The sequence below is a fragment of the Chryseobacterium sp. NFX27 genome, assembly GCF_049887855.1.
Lineage (GTDB): Bacteria > Bacteroidota > Bacteroidia > Flavobacteriales > Weeksellaceae > Chryseobacterium.
The window spans coordinates 105380-125843 of the sequence record NZ_JAGEKK010000002.1 but is presented as its reverse complement, the minus strand read 5'-3'; the positions used below and the strand labels follow the sequence as shown (position 1 = coordinate 125843).

Below are 20464 nucleotides of genomic sequence, written 5' to 3'. Positions count from 1 at the left end.
TTACTAACTATTTAAATCTTCGTATAATTTTCTCAGTCGGTTTCTTAAATGCTTCACAGCATAGTTTTTCCTACTGATAATGGTCTTGATATTGTCACCCTGTTCATCGGCTATCTGCTGTAGAGTTTTGTCATTAAGTTCATTTTCCACATACACGAGTCTTTGTTTCTCAGGAAGTTCATCCAATGCTTCAAAAAGCTTTTTCCAGATTTCGTCCTGGAACATCTTAACTTCAGGACCTGCGCTTTCGTCCAGCAATAAGATATCTTTGATAGAAAAACTTCCGTCTTCATCTTCATAGACGAAATCTTCAAGATTTTCCGTTTTCTTCTTGCGGTAACGGTCGGTGATTTTATTTGCAGTCACTCTATACAGCCAGCCACCAACGTTCACAATCTCAGAAAGATTGGTTAAACTGCTGAACTGAAACCACACTTCCTGCAGAATATCTTCCGCATCTTCTGCGTTTTTCACTTTCGGACGAATATAAGACATCAGCTTTCCTCCGTACTTTGAAACGGTTTGTGAGATGATACTTGCTTTCTCCTCCTGTGGCATTGTTATTTCTTCGACAACCTCCATATTGCTATGACGATCTGCCTTTTGGTTTTACTTTAATAAATTTAAAATATTTTTTCCGGAAATTCGGATTTTCTTTTGTTGGCCGTAGTTTTAATTATTTTTATTTTGTAATCATTGAGTTTAAAATAAACACTAATAACACAAACGTTTACACTAATATCACAAATAATTCACTGTTCATTTGTGAAAATCATTAGTCATTATTTGAGTTTAAATAAAAAACGGAGAGCATTACACTCTCCGTCTCTATAATTATAAAAATGAAATTTTATTTCTTATTGAAATTCTCTGCAAAAAAACCCAGCATATATTGATACAGCTCCAGTCTGTTCGGTTCTTTTCCAAATCCATGCCCCTCATCATATTTTACCAAATATGGAACTTCAAAACCTTTGGCACGCATTGCTTTTACAATCTGATCAGATTCATTGATATTAACTCTCGGATCATTGGCTCCCTGCACTACAAATAAAGGTTTCTTGATTTTATCAATCTGAAAAACCGGAGAAACTTCTTTGGCAATTTTTGCCTCTTCAGGATTGTCAAGATCATACCAAATCTCTTTTACCATTTCTTTGTAAGGCTTCCAGTACTCCGGGAAAGAATCGAAGAAGGTGAAAATATTGGATACTCCTACATAATCTACACCGCAGGCATACAGATCCGGAGTCTTAATAAGGCCCATAAGAGTGGCATAACCGCCGTGGCTTCCCCCATAAATCGCAATCTTATCTTTGTCTACCCAACCCTGTTCTATCGCATATTTTACACCATCTTCCACATCATCCATTGCTTTTCTTCCGATCTGCTTGTATCCTGCTTTCTGGAATTCTTTTCCATAGCCTCCGGAAATTCTAAAGTTCACCTGAAGCGTTGCATATCCTCTGCTGGCAAAAAGCTGTGTTTCCGGGTTGAATCCCCATTCATCACGGATTCCCTGCGGACCGCCGTGAGGATTCACAATTAAAGGTACTTTTTTACCTTCAAGAGCAGCTTTGGGAAGGGTGATGTATCCTCTGATTGTTAATCCGTCCCTGCTTTTGAATTCGATAGGTCTCATTTCTGCCATATCTTCTTCTTTCAGCTGAGGCATCAGGTTGTAAAGAAGATTTATTTTTTTACTTTTTGTATCATATTCGTAGTAAGCTCCATAAAATTTGTCGCTTCCCACATAAACCAAAAGTTTATCATTATTATCATCTGAAGATACGATAGAAAACTGTTTGTCTTTAAATTCAGATTTCAGTTGAGCATCAATTTCTTTATAAAACTGACTTACCGGAACGGTTTCGCTTTTGATTCCGTCATAGCTTACATAATCCAATTCGTAATTCCTGTTTTTCCCGGCAACACTGATGGAGCTTACATCAAAAACAGGATTAGAATATATTTCTTTGATCACAGCATTCTTCTTCAGGTCATACAGCACAATCCTGGACTTGTCACTGTCCAGATTGGTAACAACATACGCCTCATCTTTATTCTTGGAATTATCATTAAGTCCTATGATGCTGAAGGTATCTTTCCAGTCTGTAGACTTAAGCAGATTAAATTTTCCTGTCTGCAGATCTTTATAGTAGGTTTTGGTTGTCAGCCCATTTTCAAGAACGGTATATCCTCTGAGATTGCCGTCTTTATCAAAAATATAATCATCAATAGGACTGTTGACATCTTTATTTTCATAAAGCTGGGTCATTTCTCCCGTGTTGAAATTGATCTTATACGGTTCGAAAATCTGCTTGTTATTTTTGTTCATTGTTACCACAACAAATTCCGTATCTTTTATCAGCCTTACTGATCCCAGTGTAATTCCTTCAAAAGGCGTCAGATCTTTAAGGTTTTTCCCATCGATATCTGCTGCGTAAAGGTGAATATTTTCATTTCCTCCTCTATCCTGGGTAAAGAAAAGGCGTTTTTTGTCAAGCCAGCCATAGCTTTTGATAAGGTCGTCTTTTTCAACAATAGCTTTGGTGATTTTCCCTGTTTTCAGTTCTTTTACATAAACATGATTCTTCTTGTCCTTATCCTTTTCTTTGTAGGAAAGATACAGCCCATCCGGAGATATTTTAAACTGAGAAGCATTGGGTCTTGCAAAATAATCTTCTACCTTATATTTGAAGTTTCCTTTATCATAAGAGATCAGTTTCTCAAGATTTGCTTTAGTGGATGGAAGCGTAGGGTCGCCCGGCAGTTTTGCCGTTGAGGTCTGTGCATTAATCATAATTGCTGACAGTACGACCTGAGCCGCACCAAAAATTTTAGTATTAATATTCATAATTCATATTTTGGATGGTTAAATTGTCTAACTGCGATCTTTAATTAATAAAAATCTTATACATAATATGACAGTCTTCCCAACAAAATGTTACATTCATTATGAAATTTTATGAAAAAAAAACGGGTTTAAGGTATAAAGTCTGTTTCTAATTTAAGTAAATTCCGAAATACCAAGTCCACGCAATCAGGATAAGCTGCATTGGGATCCTTTGAGCGTAAAGATATTTCATACCCGGCCCGGTGTAATCTGCTTTGAAAATATTAATGTTTTTCCTGGAAGAATTGATGTTGGCGATAAAAACCAGAATATAAAAAATAATCAGCAGTATGGCCGTTACTTCTCTTACTGAAGGAATCATCAGTCCAATTCCCGCAGCAATTTCCAGAACTCCTGTAAAATATACCCAGAACATTTTGCCGGGAAGAAAATCAGGGATCATCATGGCCATTCCTTTCTGGAATTTAAAATGAGAAAACCCTGTAAATATGATAAATACAGCCATTCCCAGATTTCCTGAAAATAAAAAGTCCGGCTTTCCCTGAAAAGCCCAGGTTCCCAACAGAGCCAAAATAAATGTACCGAAAAGGATCGTTAATAATTTCATGTTTTTATATTTATCGCTATAGAAAGATAGTGTAAATTTTGCATAAATAACCCTTACAGGTTCCAGAAAACTGTAAGGGTCTTGCTTTTTAAATAAATTTACTTTGTTACGCTTTTTCAGCTAGACTTTTGACCACTTCCAGTCCTTGTTTAAATCCTGTGTCCATGTGCTCTTCCCATTCTTTGTCGACCTGTACCTCAACATGAAGCTTTGTTTTCCCCTCGAAATCAATAAGGATATATTTTTCAAAACACCCGCTCCATTCCATTATTTCTTTGCTTTGGGTATCTTCATTTCCTTCTTTATCTACCATTCCCAGATGTTTAAAAATAATCTGGTTTGGCTCATCCAGGCTGTCAATGGTCGATACCATTCCTTCACCTTCTGCATTTACAAAATAGGTTTTTCCGCCCACTTTCCAGTCGGATTTCATTTTGGATCCGGAACCGAAAAATTGGGTCCATTCGGTATAGGTATCAGGATTCCAAAGAACGTCCCAGACTTTTTGTAATGGAGCGTTGATTATAATTTCGTAAGATAAAGTTTCCATATTGTATATTTTTGTGATGAGTATTTATAGTTGATTTTCTGAAAGATTTTTCACAATTCCCAAAGCATTTGGAAATTTTTCTTCAAAAAAATCTTTAAATTCTTCAGGAGTCTGAATTTCAATCTTCAGTATTGTCCCTGTCGGTGTTTCTTCTAAAATATACCTTTCTGTAGCTTCTCCCCAGTTCTGCTCAGTCTCTACTCCTCCATAAATCTCCCCGAGATGCAGAAATTTCATTTCTTTATTCGGTATATTTTTTTCAACCCGGCTGTACATGCCGTTGTTATCCGGATCAAAAAATTTCATTATACTTCCTTCTTCAAAAGTTCCCATATAGAAAGAACCTTCTGTAAATGCCGTTGTCCACTGTCTGTACGTCATATCGCTCCAGAGAACATCCCAAACTTTTTCAGGAGGAGCATCAATTTGGATCTCAAAAAATAATTTCTGCATTGCTGTTTGTTTAGATGTTAGATAGTTAGAAGTTAGAAGTTAATTTTAATCATTAGATTTTAGATCATAGATGCCTCATTTTTCTAACTTCTAATTTCTAACTTCTTGCTTCTACTTCAATTAGCCTCCTACAAAATCACCGCCATTGATGTGGATCACTTCTCCTGTAATATAATCTGCATCTTTAGAGGCAAGGAAAACATAGGCCGGTGCGACTTCTGATGGCTGCCCCGCCCGTTTCAGCGGTGTATCTTTTCCAAATGTTGACAGATCATCGAAGGCTTCTTTCACCAGAGGTGTCCATATGGGACCGGGAGCAATTCCGTTGACTAAAATTTTCTTTTCGGCGAGATTGGCTGAAAGAGAGCGGATAAAGGATAAAATAGCTCCTTTTGTAGCCGCATAATCGATCAGGTGATCACTTCCTCTGTAGGCTGTAACGGATGTAGTGCAGATAATCCGGCCTCCTTCACCAATTAATGGTAAAAAGTCTCTCGTAAAAGAAATCATGGAGATGATATTGGTATTAAAAGTTTCCTGAATCTGCTCATCGGAGATTTTTTCAAGACTGCTTTTTGAGGTATGAATTCCTGCATTATTAACCAGGATATCCAAATTATCCCATGTTTTTTTTATCTTTTCAGCACATTTTGTTCTGAAAGCTTTTTTGGTAAGATCTCCTTTGATGAGAATACACTGTCTGCCTTCTTTTTCAACAAGCTTTTTTGTTTCTTTGGCATCATCATCGCTTTCTTTATAAATAATCGCGACATCTGCCCCTTCTCTTGCAAAATGAACGGCTACAGCCTGTCCTATTCCACTGTCTCCGCCTGAAATGACGGCGTTTTTTCCTTGAAGTTTCTGACTTCCCCGGTAATCGTTCCGGATGATCTCCGGAAAGAGTCCTTCTTGGGGAACTTTTGATTTAGATTGTGATCTGTTCTGTGTTTTCATAAGCAAATCTTTTATAAGTCACATCAAACAGCAAGCCGAAAACTGAAATTCAAAAGTGTAAAACAGGCAAATCCGTCGTTTCGTTTACGAATGGTAAGCCTCTTCCAGGTCTTTTATAACAATCTTCTGCATTTTCATCATCGCCTGTACTACTTTTTGCGATTTTGACTGATCTGAATCATTCATCAGCTGAATGAGCCTTTTCGGAACAATCTGCCAGCTGAATCCATATCTGTCTTTCAGCCATCCGCACATGCTTTCTCTTCCTCCATCAGAAATAAGGGTATTCCAGAGATAATCGGTCTGTTCCTGATCATCCGTCATGATCACGACAGAGATCCCTTCATTAAAATCAAATGGATGGTCATAAGAATTATCCATACAGAAAAAGCTGTAACCATTAATAGTAAAATGGGCATGCTGTATATTTTCTGCCGGTTCGGGGATAGGATGTCCTTCTCCTCCATCGCCATATTTCAGGATATTTCCAATGCTTGAATTGGGGAATGTCCTGGTATAAAACTCCATGGCTTCCTTTGCTTTTCCATTATTTTGATGGATAAACATCAGCGTAGGAATAATTTTCTGATCTTCCGGCTTCTCACCTAAAAACAGCTGCCAGGTAACACCATATTTGTCCTGTACCCAACCGTATTTCGGGCTCCAGGAATAGGAATCCAAGGGCATGAGAGCAATTCCACCTTCCATAAGTTTGTCCCAATACTGCTGTACTTCCTCTTCTGTTTTACAGATGACCATGAAAGAAACTGAAGGATTTTTTTTAAAATGAGGCCCGCCGTTCAGCAGCATCAATTTCTGCCCGAACAGATCAATGTTCATGACTACCGGAGTATCTGCAGTGATCTTTCCGTCAAAGACCTCGCAATAAAATTCTGCAGCCTCTTTTGATTCTTCGTCAAACCAGAGACATGGAAAAATATCGTTATTCATAATATTAAATTTAAGGGTAAAAAATACAGTCTATTGATCTTCGCTGATGAAAAAGCATCATACGATAACAAAGATATCCGGTATTCTGTAATTAGTTTTTGAAAGAGACCTGATGTTCTTCCATATGGTTTTTCAGTCTTTCCATAGCATTTCTTCCGATACCATGAAGGTTCATGATCTCTTCTTCAGAATAGCCCGAAAGTTTTTCAAGAGAATCAATTTTTTCTCTTTCTAAAGCTCTTCTTGCCGGTGCTGCAATAATGCCAGACAGGAAATTATTATTTCTAACAACATGATTAACAGCACAAATGGAGCTTAAACATTTTGCCATTATGACCAGATTTATCATGACTGAAATTGGGTGTTTTAGTGATTTTCAACATACTTGTGAAAATTATTGAGAATAGCATACCAGCCATCCCGCTGCATTTCCACGGAGTTTTGTTTTTCGGGGTCAAAAATTTCGGTAACTTTTGTGGTATTTTCGTCTATCTTATCAAAAATAACCTCCACTTTCCGGCCGTCTTCCAGATGGTATTTAATAGTGGAATTCGTAACCACTTCATCATAGATTCCCTCAAATTCAAAACCGAAGCTTTTGTCTTTTGCTTCCATTCTGGTTTTAAATTTTCCTCCCACTCTCAAATCGTTTTCGGAACTGGGACACTGCCAGGATTCATCGGCAAAATTCCATTTTGTAATATGCTTGGGCTCATTAAAATAATTCCAAACCTTTTCTACCGGGGCTAAAATTGTAATGTCTATCTTAATTGGGTCCATTTGTTTTATTTTTTAATATTGAAAATAAGAAGGCAGTCCGGGTTTGAACTGCCCTCAATAAATTTAGTTAAATATAAGATTATTTTGCAGATTCTTCATTATAGTTCACCATCCAATGAACTCCATATTTATCCTGGAAGCTTCCGAAATAGTCTCCCCAGAACTGGTCTTCAATTGGCATTTCTATGTTTCCTCCTTCGGAAAGCCCTTTAAAAAGCCTGTCCGCTTCTTCTTTGGATTCAGGGAAAATAGATACATAATTATTATTTCCCACGTTAAGGGTCTGTCCGAAGCTTGGAACAATATCCGAAGCCATAAGAAGGTCGTCCCCGATTGGCAGAGCAATATGCATCACCCTGTTTTTTTCTTCGTCTGATAAGTTTTCGGTACCGGGAGCATTACCCATTTTGAAAACTTCTCCACGAAATTCCCCTCCGAAAACAGATTTGTAAAAATTGAAAGCTTCTTCTGCTTTCCCGTCGAAATTTAAGTACGGATTTAATTTAGCCATGATTTCTGATTTTTAAATGTTATTGTTAATTAGTTAAATGTAAGTTTTAAATTAACCATCAAGCCTGATTAAGCTTTTAAGAATTTATCTTCATACAGCCTTAATGGTTTAAAAATTTCGTCACCTCGCTTACTGTAAAGTTGATGAGTCCGGAATCTGTGTTTCCTTCGAAATCTGCCATCATATAAGAGCCGTGGCCTTCCGGCAGGATCATCAGTCTGGATCCGGGGACCAGACGCCACATTTCCACTACATGTTCAGGTTTCATAACATCCTGGTCTCCGCTCATGAATAAGGCGGGAACTTTTATGGATGTCAAAATCTTCTCGTCCCAGTCTTCAAATGTCTGCATCCTTTTGCTGTCTTTATCAAACAGGTTTTCAAGTTTTGAAAAGTCAGGATTCAGGTTAAGAAAATTGATTTTAAGAGGTTCCGGCATAGATTCGAGAGTGGCTTCTTCCATACTTTCAAAAAAGCCTTCCATCATACCGTTTCTTTTATAAAATGCAGATGCAATGATGATCTTTTCTGTTATTTCAGGGTAGAGATTCGCTATCTGCAGCACGGTGTTTCCTCCGTTGCTGAATCCCCAGAATAAAGCTTTTCCGATCTGAAGTTCCTTTAAAAGAGCTGCTACATCATGGGCATCCTGTTCAAAGGTTTCGGGAATATCACGATGATCGCTCATCCCGTGGTTCTGCAGATCAATGCCTATGAGCTGAAATTGGTTTTCAAGCCTGGAAATTATTTCTTTAAAATCAAACAGGAGGGAAGAACCTCCGCCATGGACTAGTACCAGAGGTTTTCCGGAACCGTAGATCTCATAGTACATGCGGATTCCGTTGACCTGTTTATGGCCTTTTTCTTTAGGTTCCATTAATTAATATTTCAGATTTTCATCCACATCATATTTCATTCCCGGATAATCCAGAATTCGTCTCATCAGACCTATCTGGCCGCATAAATAATCCTCACGGCCGATACACATTCCTACGAAATTAAGTTTGGTTTCACGGATAAAAGGAATATTCATCCCGATTTCAAAGATTTCATCCAGTTCTTCATCTGTAACTTCCCAAAGCTTCTGATATACTTTTGGTGAAATGTCATGGAAATTTTTCTCCAGCTCATCTAAACCCGGATAGCTGAAATTTTCGTCCAGAGCTTTTCCCTGAAAAAAAAGGTCGCTGTGAGGATCTTCATCCTTCAGTCCTAAAACCCAGCCCAAGGCATAACGCATATTGACAAAGTTTCCTGCCATCCATACGATATGATTGGTTTTTCCTTCAATTCTTTTCAAAGCATCTTCTTCCGAAATACCGTCCAAAACATTAAGAAAGTTTTGAGAATGCATTCTGTAAGCCGGAATCACGAGCTCCATTTTTTTTGATTTTGGTGTGTCCATTCTTTAATTTTTAGTGATTGGTGTGTTTTGTAGAGAAGGTGAACTTCTTCTACAGTTCTTTTATTCTAAGCATGGTTATTTTACAGCACCGGGCTTGCCTAAGATTCTTCTGAGATAACCCAGCTGCCCGCTGTGATAAATTTCGTGAAGGCAAAAGATGGCAATATCATTAATGGCTTCAGGATTAAATTTTTCAATACTGTTAAGTTTTGCTTCGAGCTTGTCCTGGGACTTTTGAAGGTAAGATTTTAATTCTTCAAAATCTATCAGTTCATCTTTTCTTTCCAGTGGAATCTCTCCTCTGTTGTAGCAGGAAAATTTTTCGCTGTCCCAGACAGATTCTTCTCCAAGCGTATTGAGAAATCCATTTCTTATATAAATTAAATGTCCCAGAATCCAGTTCATGCAGTTGGCTTCACCATTTGGGAAGATCATAGATTCTTCCGGGGTAATGCCTTCGGTATTCATAGAAATAACTTTGTAATTGCTGAATACCTGAACTTTCACTATTTCAATGTCGTTTGATTTTGATTCCATAGCGGTAGATTTTGTTGTGATATCATCGTTGATCTTTATTCAGCAGGCATCTGGGAAATATCGGCAAACGTAATATTCCAGCCATGTCCGTCTAAATCCCAAAAAGAGTTTTGGTACATCCAACCGTAATCCTGAGGCTCCTCATGTTGTGAAGCTCCGTTTTCCAGAGCTGTATTCACCACCTGATCAACTTCTTCACGGCTGTTCAACGCAATGGCTACAAGAACCTGTGTGGTATCGCCTTTCGGAACAGGTCTTTCGGAGAAAGTCTGAAAATATTCTTCTGTCAGGAACATGATGTAGATGTTATCTTCCTTCATCACCACACAGACTGCTTTATCATCTGAAAATTGCTCATTAATTGCAAATCCGAGTCTGGTCCAGAATTCTTTTGTTTTCTGCACATCTTTTACGGGAAGGTTGACATAAATTTGATTGGCTTTCATAATAGTAATTTTTTTGTGTTAAACTTTTAACCAAAATTACCAAGCCCTGATGAAAATCAACTTGCCATAAGGCAAGATTTAATTTTTCTTCGAATGGGAAACAATTTCTTTGCGGATACGGCTTAAGGAAGTATCTGTAACTCCCAGATAAGATGCGATTTGTTTAAGGGGAGCAAACTGTACCACCTGAGGTTTCTGCTCCAAAAGATTAAGATAACGCCTGGTAGCGGAAAGGGTAAACATTTCTACAGAGCGCTGTTTGTAGACAAAAAGTTCTTTTGACATCCATGCTCTTCCCCATTCTCTGAGATTGGGTATTTTATGGAAAAGCTCCTGAAATGTCTCATAATCAAATTTCCAGCATTCACAGTCTGTGATACAGATGATATTCTCCTGGGTTGGGATTCTCTGAAAAATTGACAAGACCTCAATAATAATCTCGTTATCAGCAAAGAAGTGTGTGGTTACCTCATTTCCGCTGAAATCATTCACGTATGAACGGGCAAGGCCTTTTTCCAGGATATAATATTCATTGGCCGTCTTTCCTTCTTCCAGAATAATGTCTCCTTTCTGGAATGAAACTTTTTCGTGAGCCTGAAATATTTCGTCAAGCTCTTCCTGAAGAAAAAACGGGAAATCGTAACAGATCTCTAAGGCTTTGCTGGTCATTGAGTTGTTGCTTTATTAAAGCTTTAAAAATATAATTTTTAATTGAAACCGGGATATAAAAAATTAAACAAATTAATGGAATACATCAAAAGAAACCCATTTTACTGTATTGTTATCAATTGTTTTTATTCTTTCTAAATAATTAAACAGTTTTTAGTGATCCCTGTCAGCCTAAAATATCAGAACAAAGAAAGCTGGATCGGTTTTGGATTTTTGGGAGGCTGCGCGTCCCCGAAGACTGTTTTTCCTCCGAAGCGCCATGAATTCTGTCTTTCTTCCTCAATAACCTGCTGGATATCAAAATCGGGAGTAAAATCTTTTTCAGTGGCAGCTACAATCTGATGCAGCTTATTTAAAGTATTCAGCTTATCGGAATTTCCAAGTTTTGATTTTTCAATTCCTTTTCTGAGAATGGTGATGCTTTCGTCATAGGTTTTAGTGGGAACCGGGAAAGGATGCCCGTCTTTTCCTCCATGGGCAAAGGAAAACCTCGCCGGATCGGCAAACCTTGAAGGCGCTCCGTGGATCACCTCACTCACTAAGGCTAAAGACTGCATGGTTCTGGGCCCTACTCCTTCCAGCATTAAAAGGTCTTCAAAATTCTGAGGCTGCTGCTCACGGGTTACATACAAAAGAGCACCGAGACGTTTTAAATCAATATCTGAAGCCTGTACATCATGATGAGCCGGAAGAATTAACCTCGAAAAATCTTTCATCACATCAATAGAATCAGTATGGGAAATATCCAGAATTCCCTGGCGGTTTTCTGAAGCATCGGCATCCGTAAGATTGAGGATTCTTCCTCGTGAAATACCATTGATACCTGTGTGGGGCTCTTCTATAAATGATTTGATATTTTCTGAATGCCAGTGATACCGTCTTGCAGTACCATCGGTCTCATGCATTCCCTGCTGTACCACGCTCCAGCTGCCGTTATCTGCCAGAATAAAATTGTGCAGATAGAGCTGGTAACCATCCTGAATGGCTGTGTTATCCACTTTTGCAGAGAGTTTGCTGGCTCTTACGAGTTCATGCCCGTTCAGACCTGTTTTATCAGCAATATGAAGGAGCTCGGAAGGAGTTTCCCTTGAGAATTTGCCTTTTCCGCCACAAATATAAAGGCCCAGCGACTTTGAATTGGGATTTATGGACCGCTTCAAAGCGCCCATTACAGAAGTTGTAATTCCTGAGGAGTGCCAGTCCATACCCATCACAGCACCAAAGCTCTGGAACCAGAACGGGTCTGCAAGCCTACGGAGAACCTCATCTTTTCCGTAATCCATCAGCATCACTTCAATCATGGAAAGTCCAAGCACAGACATGCGTTCATACAGCCATGGCGGTACTTTTCCGTAGTGTAAAGGCAGATCTGCTGTTCCTGAACGTTTCATTGTATTTTAAAGTGTAAAGATAGCTAATTTACGGTTTCTTTTTGATGATTTGAATCATCAGTTCCGCTATAATAAGTTGTAGTTAAAGCCTTTTTATAACTGTTTTTTTTTTATGTAGTCTGTTGCATTGAATGAATTAATGAATAGAGAAAAATTCAAGATCTCTGTGTCTTTCCTCAATATATTTCTCATTAAATATAATGGTGTTTCCGAATGGATCATTTACCGTAAAAGATACGGCACCATAAAATGTTTTCTCGAGACCCGGACGGTTGTATTTATATTTTTTATCAATTAATTCTTTGTGGTAAGCTGGAATTCCCTCGCCCCAGATCATAATTCTGGTTCCGGGTGTTCCGTCTCCGTGATGTTCGCTTAAATGAAAAACCATATCTCCTTTTTTCACTTCCATGTAAACGGGGGTATTTTCTTCAAAACAATGTTCCCACACTACTTCAAAGCCCAACCAATCTACATAAAACTCTATGGTTTTTTGATAGTCAAAGATCCGGAAGACAGGAATGATCTGTGTAGCTTTCATAATAATTTTTATAGTGAAAATGATATTTCTGTTGATAAATAAAGCTACTGATGTGAAAGTATATTGATTAAATTTCCGAACGGATCTTTTACAAAAAACCTTCGTACTCCCCATTCTTCACCGGTGATCCCATAAGTGATTTCAAAACCGGCCTGCTTCATTTTTCCGTAAAGCTCATCCAGATTATTTACTCCTATTGAAAGCAGAGGAACTTCTGTATCATTTCCGCCCTGAGTGGCAAAACTTATCTGAACCCTGGCCTCTTCCTGGTTCCCGAAAGTTTTGATCCAGCCATGATCCATGAGAATTTCAAGACCCAGCATATCTTTATAAAAACGATCTGCCTCAGCCAAATGATCTGCTTTTATATTGGCCACAATTCTTTTTACCATTTTATATAAATTAAGAGTTTACAATATAAGTCACTGTTAATAATAAGTGATTGTTCTTACAATTTTCTGTATAATTTCTTTATCATCCGGAGTTTCTGAATCATAAAACTCTTCAGATAAAGTACGCTCTACCCAGTTACCTTTTTCATCATACTTATATACAAATTTAAAATATCTAGGCTCTTCATCTTTTCCGTCAGTAACGATGTAGTCCTGTAAGTCACCATATTTATTATAGTAGTATTTAATATATTCATTTTCAGCAATAAGCTTTTTGGTAACCGGATCTACTTTTGATGAATAAGTCAGGTAGTCAATACTTATGTCCTCAATAGATGCAGATGTTAAAAGGATTACAGGTTTTTTTTCATATACTATATTTTCTATTTTACTATCCCGGGGCTGCTGATAGGCCTTTATAGATTTACTCACAAGCTTCACCAAAGAGGGTTCTCCTTCTTTACTGAAATTTAAATCAATTTGGTCAGTATATCCCTTATAATAATATTTACTTGTATTTCCTGAAGTATCATAGTTGAAAATTTCCCATTGGGTTGTTTTAACTTTACCTATCAGATCATAATTTTCATATTGCTTGTTTTGAAATTTTTTGGGAGTACTGGTTTCTGAACGGAATTCTGTTTTCTTTTTCTCCTGTCCGCTACAGCCAATAAAGAAAAATAAAAGCAGAAGTGTTGAAAAGCCTGAGCTGTAAACTCTTCTGTTAAATTTAATTATTTTCATGGTATGAATTGTTTGATGTTGCTAATAAAGAAACCGGGAACTCAATTATTGGACTATGGGTTAGAATTACCGTCACTTGTTTAGATAATTCTTCAGAGTCAAAAAAGCCTTGTGAATGAGTTTTTCACAAGGCTTATACAATCTTATTATTATATTACTTCAATGCGTCAATTGCTGCGCTGTAATTAGGCTCGGTAGTAATTTCCGGAACCTGCTCCGTATACACTACTTTGTTGTTTTCGTCTGTAACAATTACGGCGCGGCTCAGCAGTCCTTTCATAGGTGAATCTGTAATAGTCACTTCGTAATCATCTCCAAAGCTGCTTCTGAAATCTGAAAGCGTTTCTACATTGTTTAAGCCTTCAGCTGCACAGAATCTTCCTAATGCAAATGGAAGGTCTTTAGAAACATTGATTACTACCGTATTATCAAGTTTTGAAGCTTCTTCATTGAATTTTCTTGCAGAAGCTGCGCAAATCCCTGTATCAATGCTCGGGAAGATATTGAATACCTTCTTTTTCCCATCAAAATCTGAAAGAAGTTTCACGTTCAGGCCGGAATCTACCAATGCAAAATCTCTTACGGTTGTTCCTACTGACGGAAGGGTTCCTATTGTATTTACTTCGTTTCCTTTAAGGGTAATCGTTGACATAATTTTATTTTTTTAGTTTTTCAAATTTACTTAAAATAGAAAGTTTCTGAAGTCAATTAAAGGTTAAATAATTCTTAAAGTCCTTAGAATCTAGAGCATTATTAAGTCTAAGTTTCAGTAACTCTGGCGCTGATCATAAAACATTATTGTATTTTTCTTCCCGGTTAAAGGTAGAATTTCGGCTTCAAAGTAAAAATAGAGAGAAACAATTGTTTAAAAAGATATACTGACTTCTTTTTTTATGCAAAATACCCTTATAAAACAATCATATTTAGTAAATTTGTGATTCTTAAAAAATCAAATAATAAATAACAGTATAATGTCAGACAAATCAAAAATCTATTACACCCTTACGGATGAGGCTCCAATGTTGGCAACACACTCGTTTTTACCTATTGTAAAAGCTTTTACAAAATCAGCAAACATTGAAATTGCAGTTCCGGATATTTCTTTATCTGGAAGAATTTTGGCTAACTTCCCTGAGTTTTTGAAAGATGACCAGAAAATCGGTGATGCCTTGGCTGAATTAGGTCAATTGGCCACTCAACCGGATGCAAACATTATCAAATTACCTAATATTTCGGCTTCGGCTCCACAGCTAGATGAGGCTATTGCAGAATTGCAGTCTAAAGGTTTCGCGGTTCCAAATTATCCTGCAGAGCCTAAGAATGATGAAGAAAAAGCAATCAAAGCTAAATATGCCAAAGTTTTAGGAAGTGCCGTAAACCCTGTGCTAAGAGAAGGAAATTCTGACAGACGTGCTCCAAAAGCAGTTAAAAACTATGCAAAAGCCAATCCTCACAGAATGGGTGACTGGGCTTCTGACAGCAAAACTGATGTTGCTCACATGGAAGGAGGGGATTTCTACGGAACTGAAACTTCAACCACTGTAGAAAATGCTACAAAATTCAAAATTACATTCAAAGATAATGACGGCGCTGAAACTTTACTAAAAGATTTCGCAGGTCTTCAGGCCGGAGAAGTGATCGATTCTTCTGTAATGAATTTAAACTCATTAAAAGCATTTGTTCAGCAGGCTATTGATGAGGCTAAAAACAAAAACGTACTTCTTTCTGCACACCTTAAAGCAACGATGATGAAGATCTCTGATCCTATCATCTTCGGTGCTATTGTTGAGACATATTTCAAAGATGTTTTCACCAAATATGCCGAGACATTCAAGTCTTTAGATGTTAATCCAAATAACGGTCTTGCTGATCTTTTCGAAAAAATCAAAGGAAATGCCCAGGAAGCTGATATTAAAGCTGATATTGAAACGGCTTTAGCCAGCGGACCAAGAGTGGCTATGGTAAATTCTGACAAAGGTATTACCAACTTCCACGTTCCTTCTGATATCATTGTTGACGCATCTATGGCTGCACTGGTAAGAGGAGGCGGTAAAATGTGGAACAAAGACGGAAACGAAGAAGATACGGTATGTATCATTCCGGACCGTTCTTATGCAGGTTTCTATCAGTCTGTTATTGATGATATGAAAGCTCACGGAAAACTGGATCCTACAACTATGGGATCTGTTCCGAACGTAGGTTTAATGGCTCAAAAAGCTGAAGAATACGGTTCTCACGACAAAACGTTCCAGGCAACAGCTGACGGAACCATCGAAGTTCAGGATGAAGCAGGAAACGTTCTTCTTTCTCAAAAAGTAGAAAAAGGAGATATCTTCAGAATGTGCCAGACTAAAGATGCACCAATTCAGGACTGGGTGAAACTGGCAGTAAACAGATCCAGACTTTCTGATACGCCTGCTATTTTCTGGTTGGATAAAGGAAGAGCACACGACAGAGAAATCATCAAAAAAGTAGAGAAATATCTTAAGGATCACGATACGGCAGGTCTAGACATCAGAATTCTTGATGTAAAAGATGCGATGACTGAAACGCTTAAAAGAGCAAGAGAAGGAAAAGATACCATTTCTGTTTCAGGAAACGTATTAAGAGATTATTTAACTGACCTTTTCCCTATCCTTGAACTGGGTACTTCTGCCAAAATGCTTTCTATTGTTCCATTGATGAACGGAGGAGGTTTATTCGAAACAGGTGCCGGAGGTTCTGCTCCAAAACACATTGAACAGTTCCTGGAAGAAGGATATCTTAGATGGGATTCCCTAGGTGAATTCTTGGCGCTTCAGGCTTCCTTAGAGCATTTGGCTCAAACACAGGGAAATACAAAATCCCAGGTTCTGGCTGATGCATTAGACGAAGCTAACGCCAAATTCTTGGCTACAGATAAATCTCCAGCAAGAAAAGTTGGTCAGATTGATAACAGAGGTTCTCACTTCTATTTAGCCATGTATTGGGCTGAAGCTTTGGCTAACCAGACTGCAGACGCTGAATTGGCAGCTCATTTCGCTCCGGTTGCAGCAGCATTGCAGGAGAGCGAAGCTGTGATTAACGAAGAATTAATCAGTGCTCAGGGTAAACCTCAGAATATCGACGGCTACTACAAAACTGATACGTACAAAACGTATGCAGCGATGAGACCAAGCACAGTATTAAATGAAATTATTGACGGAATTTAATTTCTGACCGATATAAATAGAAAGCTCCTTTTTAAGGGGCTTTTTTTGATTCATAATATCCAAATGAATAGGTTTTACAGCCCAAAGAGTTTTTTTGTATATTTCCTGCATTGAAAACAATTTTATAAACCATCAATATGAAAATCATTAATTATATTTTAATCATATTATTCTTCAGCAGCGGCTGCTCTGCCCAGCATTATCAGCTGATTGAAGCAGTTCATACAATAAACCCCGGAGGTGTAAGAGGTTCCAGATCGGAAAACTTTGCTATCAAAGCAAAGAATATTTCAAAAATGGACCCCAAATATCTATTGGCAGGAAATGTAAAAATACCTTTAAAAAAAGAAAACAAAAACGGAATATTACATCTGCAGGGAATCTACTTTCCTGAATCCCCCGATCAAATAACCATAGATGAGGATGGTACAATAAAAAAGCCAGAACAGGATCAGGTATTTGATCTTAACAAGGTATATCTGGTATCTGAAAATAAAAAAAATAAAAAACAGATCAAGCAGAAAATAAATTTTCTTCACAAAAACAACGAAAACAATAATAAAATACCAACAGATAAAGAAAATCTTCCTGAATAAATTTGATTTCATTGAAATAAATATTTTTTTTGACAATAAAAAAAACCTATTTTTATAGAGTTAAAAAAACAAGTATGAAGTTAAAATCAATTTTCGGAGTGGGCCTTACAGTGGCTTCACTTTATCTTAATGCACAGGAAGTGCAGAAAAGCACAGCAAATAACGCCTCAAAGGTTAATAAAAAGTATCTGAAACACATTCAGGATATCACAAATTCTTATCAAAAAAAAGTTCAGGACGCCAGGGATCATAAGCAAAAGCCACCTGATGAATATTATTTACATGATTTCATTGCTACTATGGACCCTGAAACCGGAACTATACACAACAAAAATTATGTGGATCTTGAACAAAAGGTAGCAAGCGGCAAATTTCAGCCTGAAAAAAGTTTAAAACTATTCAATGGTGCTACCGGAGGGCAGGCCAGTAAGAACATTAGCAATCTATGGATAGAAAGAGGCCCTTATGAAACAGGAGGGAGAGTAAGAGGCATCATGTTTGACCCTAATGACGCTACAGGCAAAAAAGTTTGGGCAGGTGGTGTTTCAGGCGGATTATGGTTTAATAACGACATCTCCAATCCTAATTCCGAGTGGACGCTGGTAGATGCATTTTGGTCCAATACCACGGTATCATGCATTACTTCAGACCCTAATAATCCCCAGATTTTTTACGTAGGAACCGGAGAAGTTGAAACCGGGGACTTCAGCGGTTTAGGGATCTGGAAAACAACCAATGGCGGCGCTACATGGCAGCAGGTATTTAATCTGGAAAACGGATATGCTTCCAATGGGGTAAAAAAAGGGATGTACAATATCCCTTCTATTAAAGTGGTAAATAATAACGGAGTCTCCGAAGTATACGCAGGAGTTGCAGGAACTTATTTTGGTGATGCGCTAACTTTTGCCGGATTATATGAAGCCGGACTCTATAAATCTACTGACGGAACAAATTTCACCTTAGTAAACAGTTTGCTTTCTACAGCCACTAGGGGATATGATATTCAGGATATAGAAGTAGGTACAGATAACGCTATATGGGTATCCACAAGACGGAGCGTTTTCGGCGGTTCCACCTCTGGCGGAAAAATTTTTAAATCTACCGATCATGGTGCTACATTTACCAACGTATATGATGTAGGAAACAGTAGTGCAAGGGTAATGGTAGAAGTTTCCAGCACCAATCCTTTAAAGGCTTATGCATTAATGCAAGGAGAAACAACTGCGGAACCGGTCAGAATTGCGAAAACAACAGACGGCGGTACGAGCTGGATTTCCACTAATGTCGCAGGATCAGGGATTACACTGCCCAACCCTGTAGATACAAGCCAGCCTGACAACGATTTTACAAGAGGTCAGTCATTTTATGATTTAGTCATTGAAACAGATCCTGCCAATGACGATCATGTTTACGTAGGAGGGATAGATTCTTATAAAAGTACGGATGGCGGTACAACCTGGGCCCAGTATACCAAATGGTCCAATAACAATGTACTTAATACTACTAATATTTCTTTGGTACATGCAGACCAGCATGCGTTGGTTTTTAATCCAAAGAATCCAAGCCAGTTTGTCATGGGTAATGACGGAGGTATTTTCTTTGCTCCAAATAAAGATAATCTTGCCACTACAACAGCCATAGGAATGAGAAATAAACGTTTTAATGTGACTCAATTCTATCATGGCACCTTAAATCCTTCTGCGACAGCTGCAGCTGAAGATATGATTCTGGGCGCTCAGGACAATGGCACGAAAAGGCTTTCAGGAGCTGTTTTGGCCAATAATTTCTATAACACTTCAGAAGTATATGGCGGTGACGGGGCTTATACAGCGTTTGATGATCAGAATAAATACCTTATCGCATCTTATACTAATAACTACCATTTTATTTTTAATGCACAGGGAGGATATTATCTTCTGGCTGCAGCGCAAAGAGATGCCGGACAATTTATAAACCCTCTGGCAGTGGACAGAAATCTGGATATCGCTTATACCAATGCCAATGGATCAGGCTCAACTTCTATTGTATTAAACAGAGTAAGCGGTCTGGCTAGTGTACCATTAAGCCTTGTGAGAACCCAGCTAACCATTGCTACAGTAGCGGCAGGTGAATTTGTTACCGATATTTTTGCTTCGCCATATACCACTGCAAGCTCTACCCTTTTCATTGGTCTGTCTTCAGGAAAATTGTACAAGGTGACCAATGCCAATACAACACCTAGTACTGCAACCATCAATTATAATTTCGGAGGATATATTTCCGATATCAAACTGGGAGCTTCTGAAAATGAGATCATGGTCACAGTTTCCAATTTCAATAAAACAAGTGTATTTTACAGTACTGATGGGGGAACAACATGGGTTTCAAAAGAAGGAAATCTGCCTGATATTCCTGTAAAAGCTATTTTCATGAATCCTCAGGATAATAATGAGGTTATTCTGGGAACTTATTACGGAGTATGGGGAACCTCTAATTTCCAGGCTGCTTCACCTACATGGGCTCTATATTCCGATGGTTTAGGTAAGTTTAAAGTTAATCATTTTGATTACCGTCCATCTGATAAGACTATACTAGCAGTAACTTACGGAAGAGGGGCTTTCACTACCAAGGTTAATGACGTCACTTTATCTACAAGCAACGCCCAGTATAACCTTATGAAAAACCAGGTATATCCTAACCCCACCAGAGGTCCTCTTCATGTAAAGCTTGAAAACGGGAAAGCTGCAGATATAGAGATTTATGATGCTTCCGGAAAACTTGTTCTGACAAAAAACAATATAAAGTCTGGTGAAGAATTTAATATTGAAAATCTAGGAAAAGGTGATTATGTATTAAAGGTTCTCCAAAATGGAACTATGGTCTACACTTCCGTGATCATAAGAAAATAAG

The 20464-nt window shown here is 38.0% G+C and carries 23 protein-coding genes; 3 read left to right on the top strand and 20 right to left on the bottom strand.

The window, feature by feature from the left end; genetic code table 11:
- Nucleotides 1-3 precede the first annotated feature (3 nt).
- The 20 genes from J4Q03_RS03175 to tpx all read right to left on the bottom strand — a co-directional run bounded on the left by J4Q03_RS03175 (nucleotide 4) and on the right by tpx (nucleotide 14440).
- Nucleotides 4-582, bottom strand: a complete 579-nt coding sequence (locus J4Q03_RS03175) for an RNA polymerase sigma factor (protein ID WP_426046766.1) — start codon at nucleotides 580-582, stop codon at nucleotides 4-6.
- 268 nt (nucleotides 583-850) lie between these two features.
- Nucleotides 851-2857, bottom strand: a complete 2007-nt coding sequence (locus tag J4Q03_RS03170) for a S9 family peptidase (RefSeq protein ID WP_426046765.1) — start codon at nucleotides 2855-2857, stop codon at nucleotides 851-853.
- Nucleotides 2858-3005: 148 nt separating this feature from the next.
- Entirely contained in the window at nucleotides 3006-3464 is a 459-nt protein-coding gene (locus J4Q03_RS03165; RefSeq protein ID WP_426046764.1) for a DoxX family protein, read from the bottom strand.
- A gap of 106 nt (nucleotides 3465-3570) precedes the next feature.
- Complete coding sequence (locus tag J4Q03_RS03160; RefSeq protein WP_426046763.1) at nucleotides 3571-4014, bottom strand: SRPBCC family protein; 444 nt, start codon at nucleotides 4012-4014, stop codon at nucleotides 3571-3573.
- A 24-nt stretch (nucleotides 4015-4038) separates the two neighbouring features.
- The gene (locus tag J4Q03_RS03155; protein WP_426046762.1) at nucleotides 4039-4467 is read right to left on the bottom strand and encodes an SRPBCC domain-containing protein; all 429 of its coding nucleotides are present in this window, start codon (nucleotides 4465-4467) and stop codon (nucleotides 4039-4041) included.
- Nucleotides 4468-4587: 120 nt separating this feature from the next.
- On the bottom strand, nucleotides 4588-5421 hold the full coding sequence (locus tag J4Q03_RS03150; protein ID WP_426046761.1) for an SDR family oxidoreductase: 834 nt from the start codon (nucleotides 5419-5421) through the stop codon (nucleotides 4588-4590).
- Between the two features lie 84 nt (nucleotides 5422-5505).
- The gene (locus J4Q03_RS03145; protein WP_426046760.1) at nucleotides 5506-6372 is read right to left on the bottom strand and encodes a VOC family protein; all 867 of its coding nucleotides are present in this window, start codon (nucleotides 6370-6372) and stop codon (nucleotides 5506-5508) included.
- A 91-nt stretch (nucleotides 6373-6463) separates the two neighbouring features.
- Nucleotides 6464-6703: a hypothetical protein gene (locus tag J4Q03_RS03140; protein WP_426046759.1), complete on the bottom strand. Its 240-nt coding sequence runs from the start codon at nucleotides 6701-6703 to the stop codon at nucleotides 6464-6466.
- Between the two features lie 35 nt (nucleotides 6704-6738).
- A complete protein-coding gene (locus J4Q03_RS03135) occupies nucleotides 6739-7152 on the bottom strand; it encodes an SRPBCC family protein (protein ID WP_426046758.1) in 414 nt (137 codons plus the stop codon).
- Nucleotides 7153-7231: 79 nt separating this feature from the next.
- Complete coding sequence (locus tag J4Q03_RS03130) at nucleotides 7232-7663, bottom strand: VOC family protein (protein WP_426046757.1); 432 nt, start codon at nucleotides 7661-7663, stop codon at nucleotides 7232-7234.
- Nucleotides 7664-7763: 100 nt separating this feature from the next.
- Entirely contained in the window at nucleotides 7764-8540 is a 777-nt protein-coding gene (locus tag J4Q03_RS03125; protein ID WP_426046756.1) for an alpha/beta fold hydrolase, read from the bottom strand.
- A gap of 3 nt (nucleotides 8541-8543) precedes the next feature.
- A complete protein-coding gene (locus tag J4Q03_RS03120; RefSeq protein WP_426046755.1) occupies nucleotides 8544-9068 on the bottom strand; it encodes a DinB family protein in 525 nt (174 codons plus the stop codon).
- Between the two features lie 75 nt (nucleotides 9069-9143).
- Entirely contained in the window at nucleotides 9144-9605 is a 462-nt protein-coding gene (locus J4Q03_RS03115) for a hypothetical protein (RefSeq protein ID WP_426046754.1), read from the bottom strand.
- A gap of 35 nt (nucleotides 9606-9640) precedes the next feature.
- Nucleotides 9641-10051, bottom strand: coding sequence for a VOC family protein (locus tag J4Q03_RS03110; protein WP_426046753.1), 411 nt, complete (start codon nucleotides 10049-10051; stop codon nucleotides 9641-9643).
- Nucleotides 10052-10129: 78 nt separating this feature from the next.
- The gene (locus J4Q03_RS03105) at nucleotides 10130-10720 is read right to left on the bottom strand and encodes a Crp/Fnr family transcriptional regulator (protein ID WP_116010645.1); all 591 of its coding nucleotides are present in this window, start codon (nucleotides 10718-10720) and stop codon (nucleotides 10130-10132) included.
- A 179-nt stretch (nucleotides 10721-10899) separates the two neighbouring features.
- A complete protein-coding gene (locus tag J4Q03_RS03100; protein ID WP_426046752.1) occupies nucleotides 10900-12111 on the bottom strand; it encodes a DUF763 domain-containing protein in 1212 nt (403 codons plus the stop codon).
- 136 nt (nucleotides 12112-12247) lie between these two features.
- The gene (locus J4Q03_RS03095; protein ID WP_426046751.1) at nucleotides 12248-12652 is read right to left on the bottom strand and encodes a glyoxalase superfamily protein; all 405 of its coding nucleotides are present in this window, start codon (nucleotides 12650-12652) and stop codon (nucleotides 12248-12250) included.
- A gap of 44 nt (nucleotides 12653-12696) precedes the next feature.
- The gene (locus J4Q03_RS03090) at nucleotides 12697-13044 is read right to left on the bottom strand and encodes a VOC family protein (protein WP_426046750.1); all 348 of its coding nucleotides are present in this window, start codon (nucleotides 13042-13044) and stop codon (nucleotides 12697-12699) included.
- 36 nt (nucleotides 13045-13080) lie between these two features.
- On the bottom strand, nucleotides 13081-13788 hold the full coding sequence (locus J4Q03_RS03085; RefSeq protein ID WP_426046749.1) for a hypothetical protein: 708 nt from the start codon (nucleotides 13786-13788) through the stop codon (nucleotides 13081-13083).
- Nucleotides 13789-13942: 154 nt separating this feature from the next.
- The gene (tpx, locus tag J4Q03_RS03080) at nucleotides 13943-14440 is read right to left on the bottom strand and encodes a thiol peroxidase (RefSeq protein WP_111954959.1); all 498 of its coding nucleotides are present in this window, start codon (nucleotides 14438-14440) and stop codon (nucleotides 13943-13945) included.
- 319 nt (nucleotides 14441-14759) lie between these two features.
- Between tpx and J4Q03_RS03075 the strand changes: the two genes are divergently transcribed.
- The 3 genes from J4Q03_RS03075 to J4Q03_RS03065 all read left to right on the top strand — a co-directional run bounded on the left by J4Q03_RS03075 (nucleotide 14760) and on the right by J4Q03_RS03065 (nucleotide 20463).
- A complete protein-coding gene (locus J4Q03_RS03075; protein ID WP_426046748.1) occupies nucleotides 14760-16979 on the top strand; it encodes an NADP-dependent isocitrate dehydrogenase in 2220 nt (739 codons plus the stop codon).
- Nucleotides 16980-17116: 137 nt separating this feature from the next.
- Nucleotides 17117-17575, top strand: a complete 459-nt coding sequence (locus J4Q03_RS03070; RefSeq protein ID WP_426046747.1) for a hypothetical protein — start codon at nucleotides 17117-17119, stop codon at nucleotides 17573-17575.
- 74 nt (nucleotides 17576-17649) lie between these two features.
- On the top strand, nucleotides 17650-20463 hold the full coding sequence (locus tag J4Q03_RS03065) for a T9SS type A sorting domain-containing protein (protein WP_426046746.1): 2814 nt from the start codon (nucleotides 17650-17652) through the stop codon (nucleotides 20461-20463).
- Nucleotide 20464: the final 1 nt, after the last annotated feature.

What these genes read in the sequence shown, in the direction of transcription:
- J4Q03_RS03175 (WP_426046766.1), bottom strand. Translation starts at nt 582, where the DNA reads ATGGAGGTTGTCGAAGAAATAACAATGCCACAGGAGGAGAAAGCAAGT.
- J4Q03_RS03170 (WP_426046765.1), bottom strand. Translation starts at nt 2,857, where the DNA reads ATGAATATTAATACTAAAATTTTTGGTGCGGCTCAGGTCGTACTGTCA.
- J4Q03_RS03165 (WP_426046764.1), bottom strand. Translation starts at nt 3,464, where the DNA reads ATGAAATTATTAACGATCCTTTTCGGTACATTTATTTTGGCTCTGTTG.
- J4Q03_RS03160 (WP_426046763.1), bottom strand. Translation starts at nt 4,014, where the DNA reads ATGGAAACTTTATCTTACGAAATTATAATCAACGCTCCATTACAAAAA.
- J4Q03_RS03155 (WP_426046762.1), bottom strand. Translation starts at nt 4,467, where the DNA reads ATGCAGAAATTATTTTTTGAGATCCAAATTGATGCTCCTCCTGAAAAA.
- J4Q03_RS03150 (WP_426046761.1), bottom strand. Translation starts at nt 5,421, where the DNA reads ATGAAAACACAGAACAGATCACAATCTAAATCAAAAGTTCCCCAAGAA.
- J4Q03_RS03145 (WP_426046760.1), bottom strand. Translation starts at nt 6,372, where the DNA reads ATGAATAACGATATTTTTCCATGTCTCTGGTTTGACGAAGAATCAAAA.
- J4Q03_RS03140 (WP_426046759.1), bottom strand. Translation starts at nt 6,703, where the DNA reads ATGGCAAAATGTTTAAGCTCCATTTGTGCTGTTAATCATGTTGTTAGA.
- J4Q03_RS03135 (WP_426046758.1), bottom strand. Translation starts at nt 7,152, where the DNA reads ATGGACCCAATTAAGATAGACATTACAATTTTAGCCCCGGTAGAAAAG.
- J4Q03_RS03130 (WP_426046757.1), bottom strand. Translation starts at nt 7,663, where the DNA reads ATGGCTAAATTAAATCCGTACTTAAATTTCGACGGGAAAGCAGAAGAA.
- J4Q03_RS03125 (WP_426046756.1), bottom strand. Translation starts at nt 8,540, where the DNA reads ATGGAACCTAAAGAAAAAGGCCATAAACAGGTCAACGGAATCCGCATG.
- J4Q03_RS03120 (WP_426046755.1), bottom strand. Translation starts at nt 9,068, where the DNA reads ATGGACACACCAAAATCAAAAAAAATGGAGCTCGTGATTCCGGCTTAC.
- J4Q03_RS03115 (WP_426046754.1), bottom strand. Translation starts at nt 9,605, where the DNA reads ATGGAATCAAAATCAAACGACATTGAAATAGTGAAAGTTCAGGTATTC.
- J4Q03_RS03110 (WP_426046753.1), bottom strand. Translation starts at nt 10,051, where the DNA reads ATGAAAGCCAATCAAATTTATGTCAACCTTCCCGTAAAAGATGTGCAG.
- J4Q03_RS03105 (WP_116010645.1), bottom strand. Translation starts at nt 10,720, where the DNA reads ATGACCAGCAAAGCCTTAGAGATCTGTTACGATTTCCCGTTTTTTCTT.
- J4Q03_RS03100 (WP_426046752.1), bottom strand. Translation starts at nt 12,111, where the DNA reads ATGAAACGTTCAGGAACAGCAGATCTGCCTTTACACTACGGAAAAGTA.
- J4Q03_RS03095 (WP_426046751.1), bottom strand. Translation starts at nt 12,652, where the DNA reads ATGAAAGCTACACAGATCATTCCTGTCTTCCGGATCTTTGACTATCAA.
- J4Q03_RS03090 (WP_426046750.1), bottom strand. Translation starts at nt 13,044, where the DNA reads ATGGTAAAAAGAATTGTGGCCAATATAAAAGCAGATCATTTGGCTGAG.
- J4Q03_RS03085 (WP_426046749.1), bottom strand. Translation starts at nt 13,788, where the DNA reads ATGAAAATAATTAAATTTAACAGAAGAGTTTACAGCTCAGGCTTTTCA.
- tpx (WP_111954959.1), bottom strand. Translation starts at nt 14,440, where the DNA reads ATGTCAACGATTACCCTTAAAGGAAACGAAGTAAATACAATAGGAACC.
- J4Q03_RS03075 (WP_426046748.1), top strand. Translation starts at nt 14,760, where the DNA reads ATGTCAGACAAATCAAAAATCTATTACACCCTTACGGATGAGGCTCCA.
- J4Q03_RS03070 (WP_426046747.1), top strand. Translation starts at nt 17,117, where the DNA reads ATGAAAATCATTAATTATATTTTAATCATATTATTCTTCAGCAGCGGC.
- J4Q03_RS03065 (WP_426046746.1), top strand. Translation starts at nt 17,650, where the DNA reads ATGAAGTTAAAATCAATTTTCGGAGTGGGCCTTACAGTGGCTTCACTT.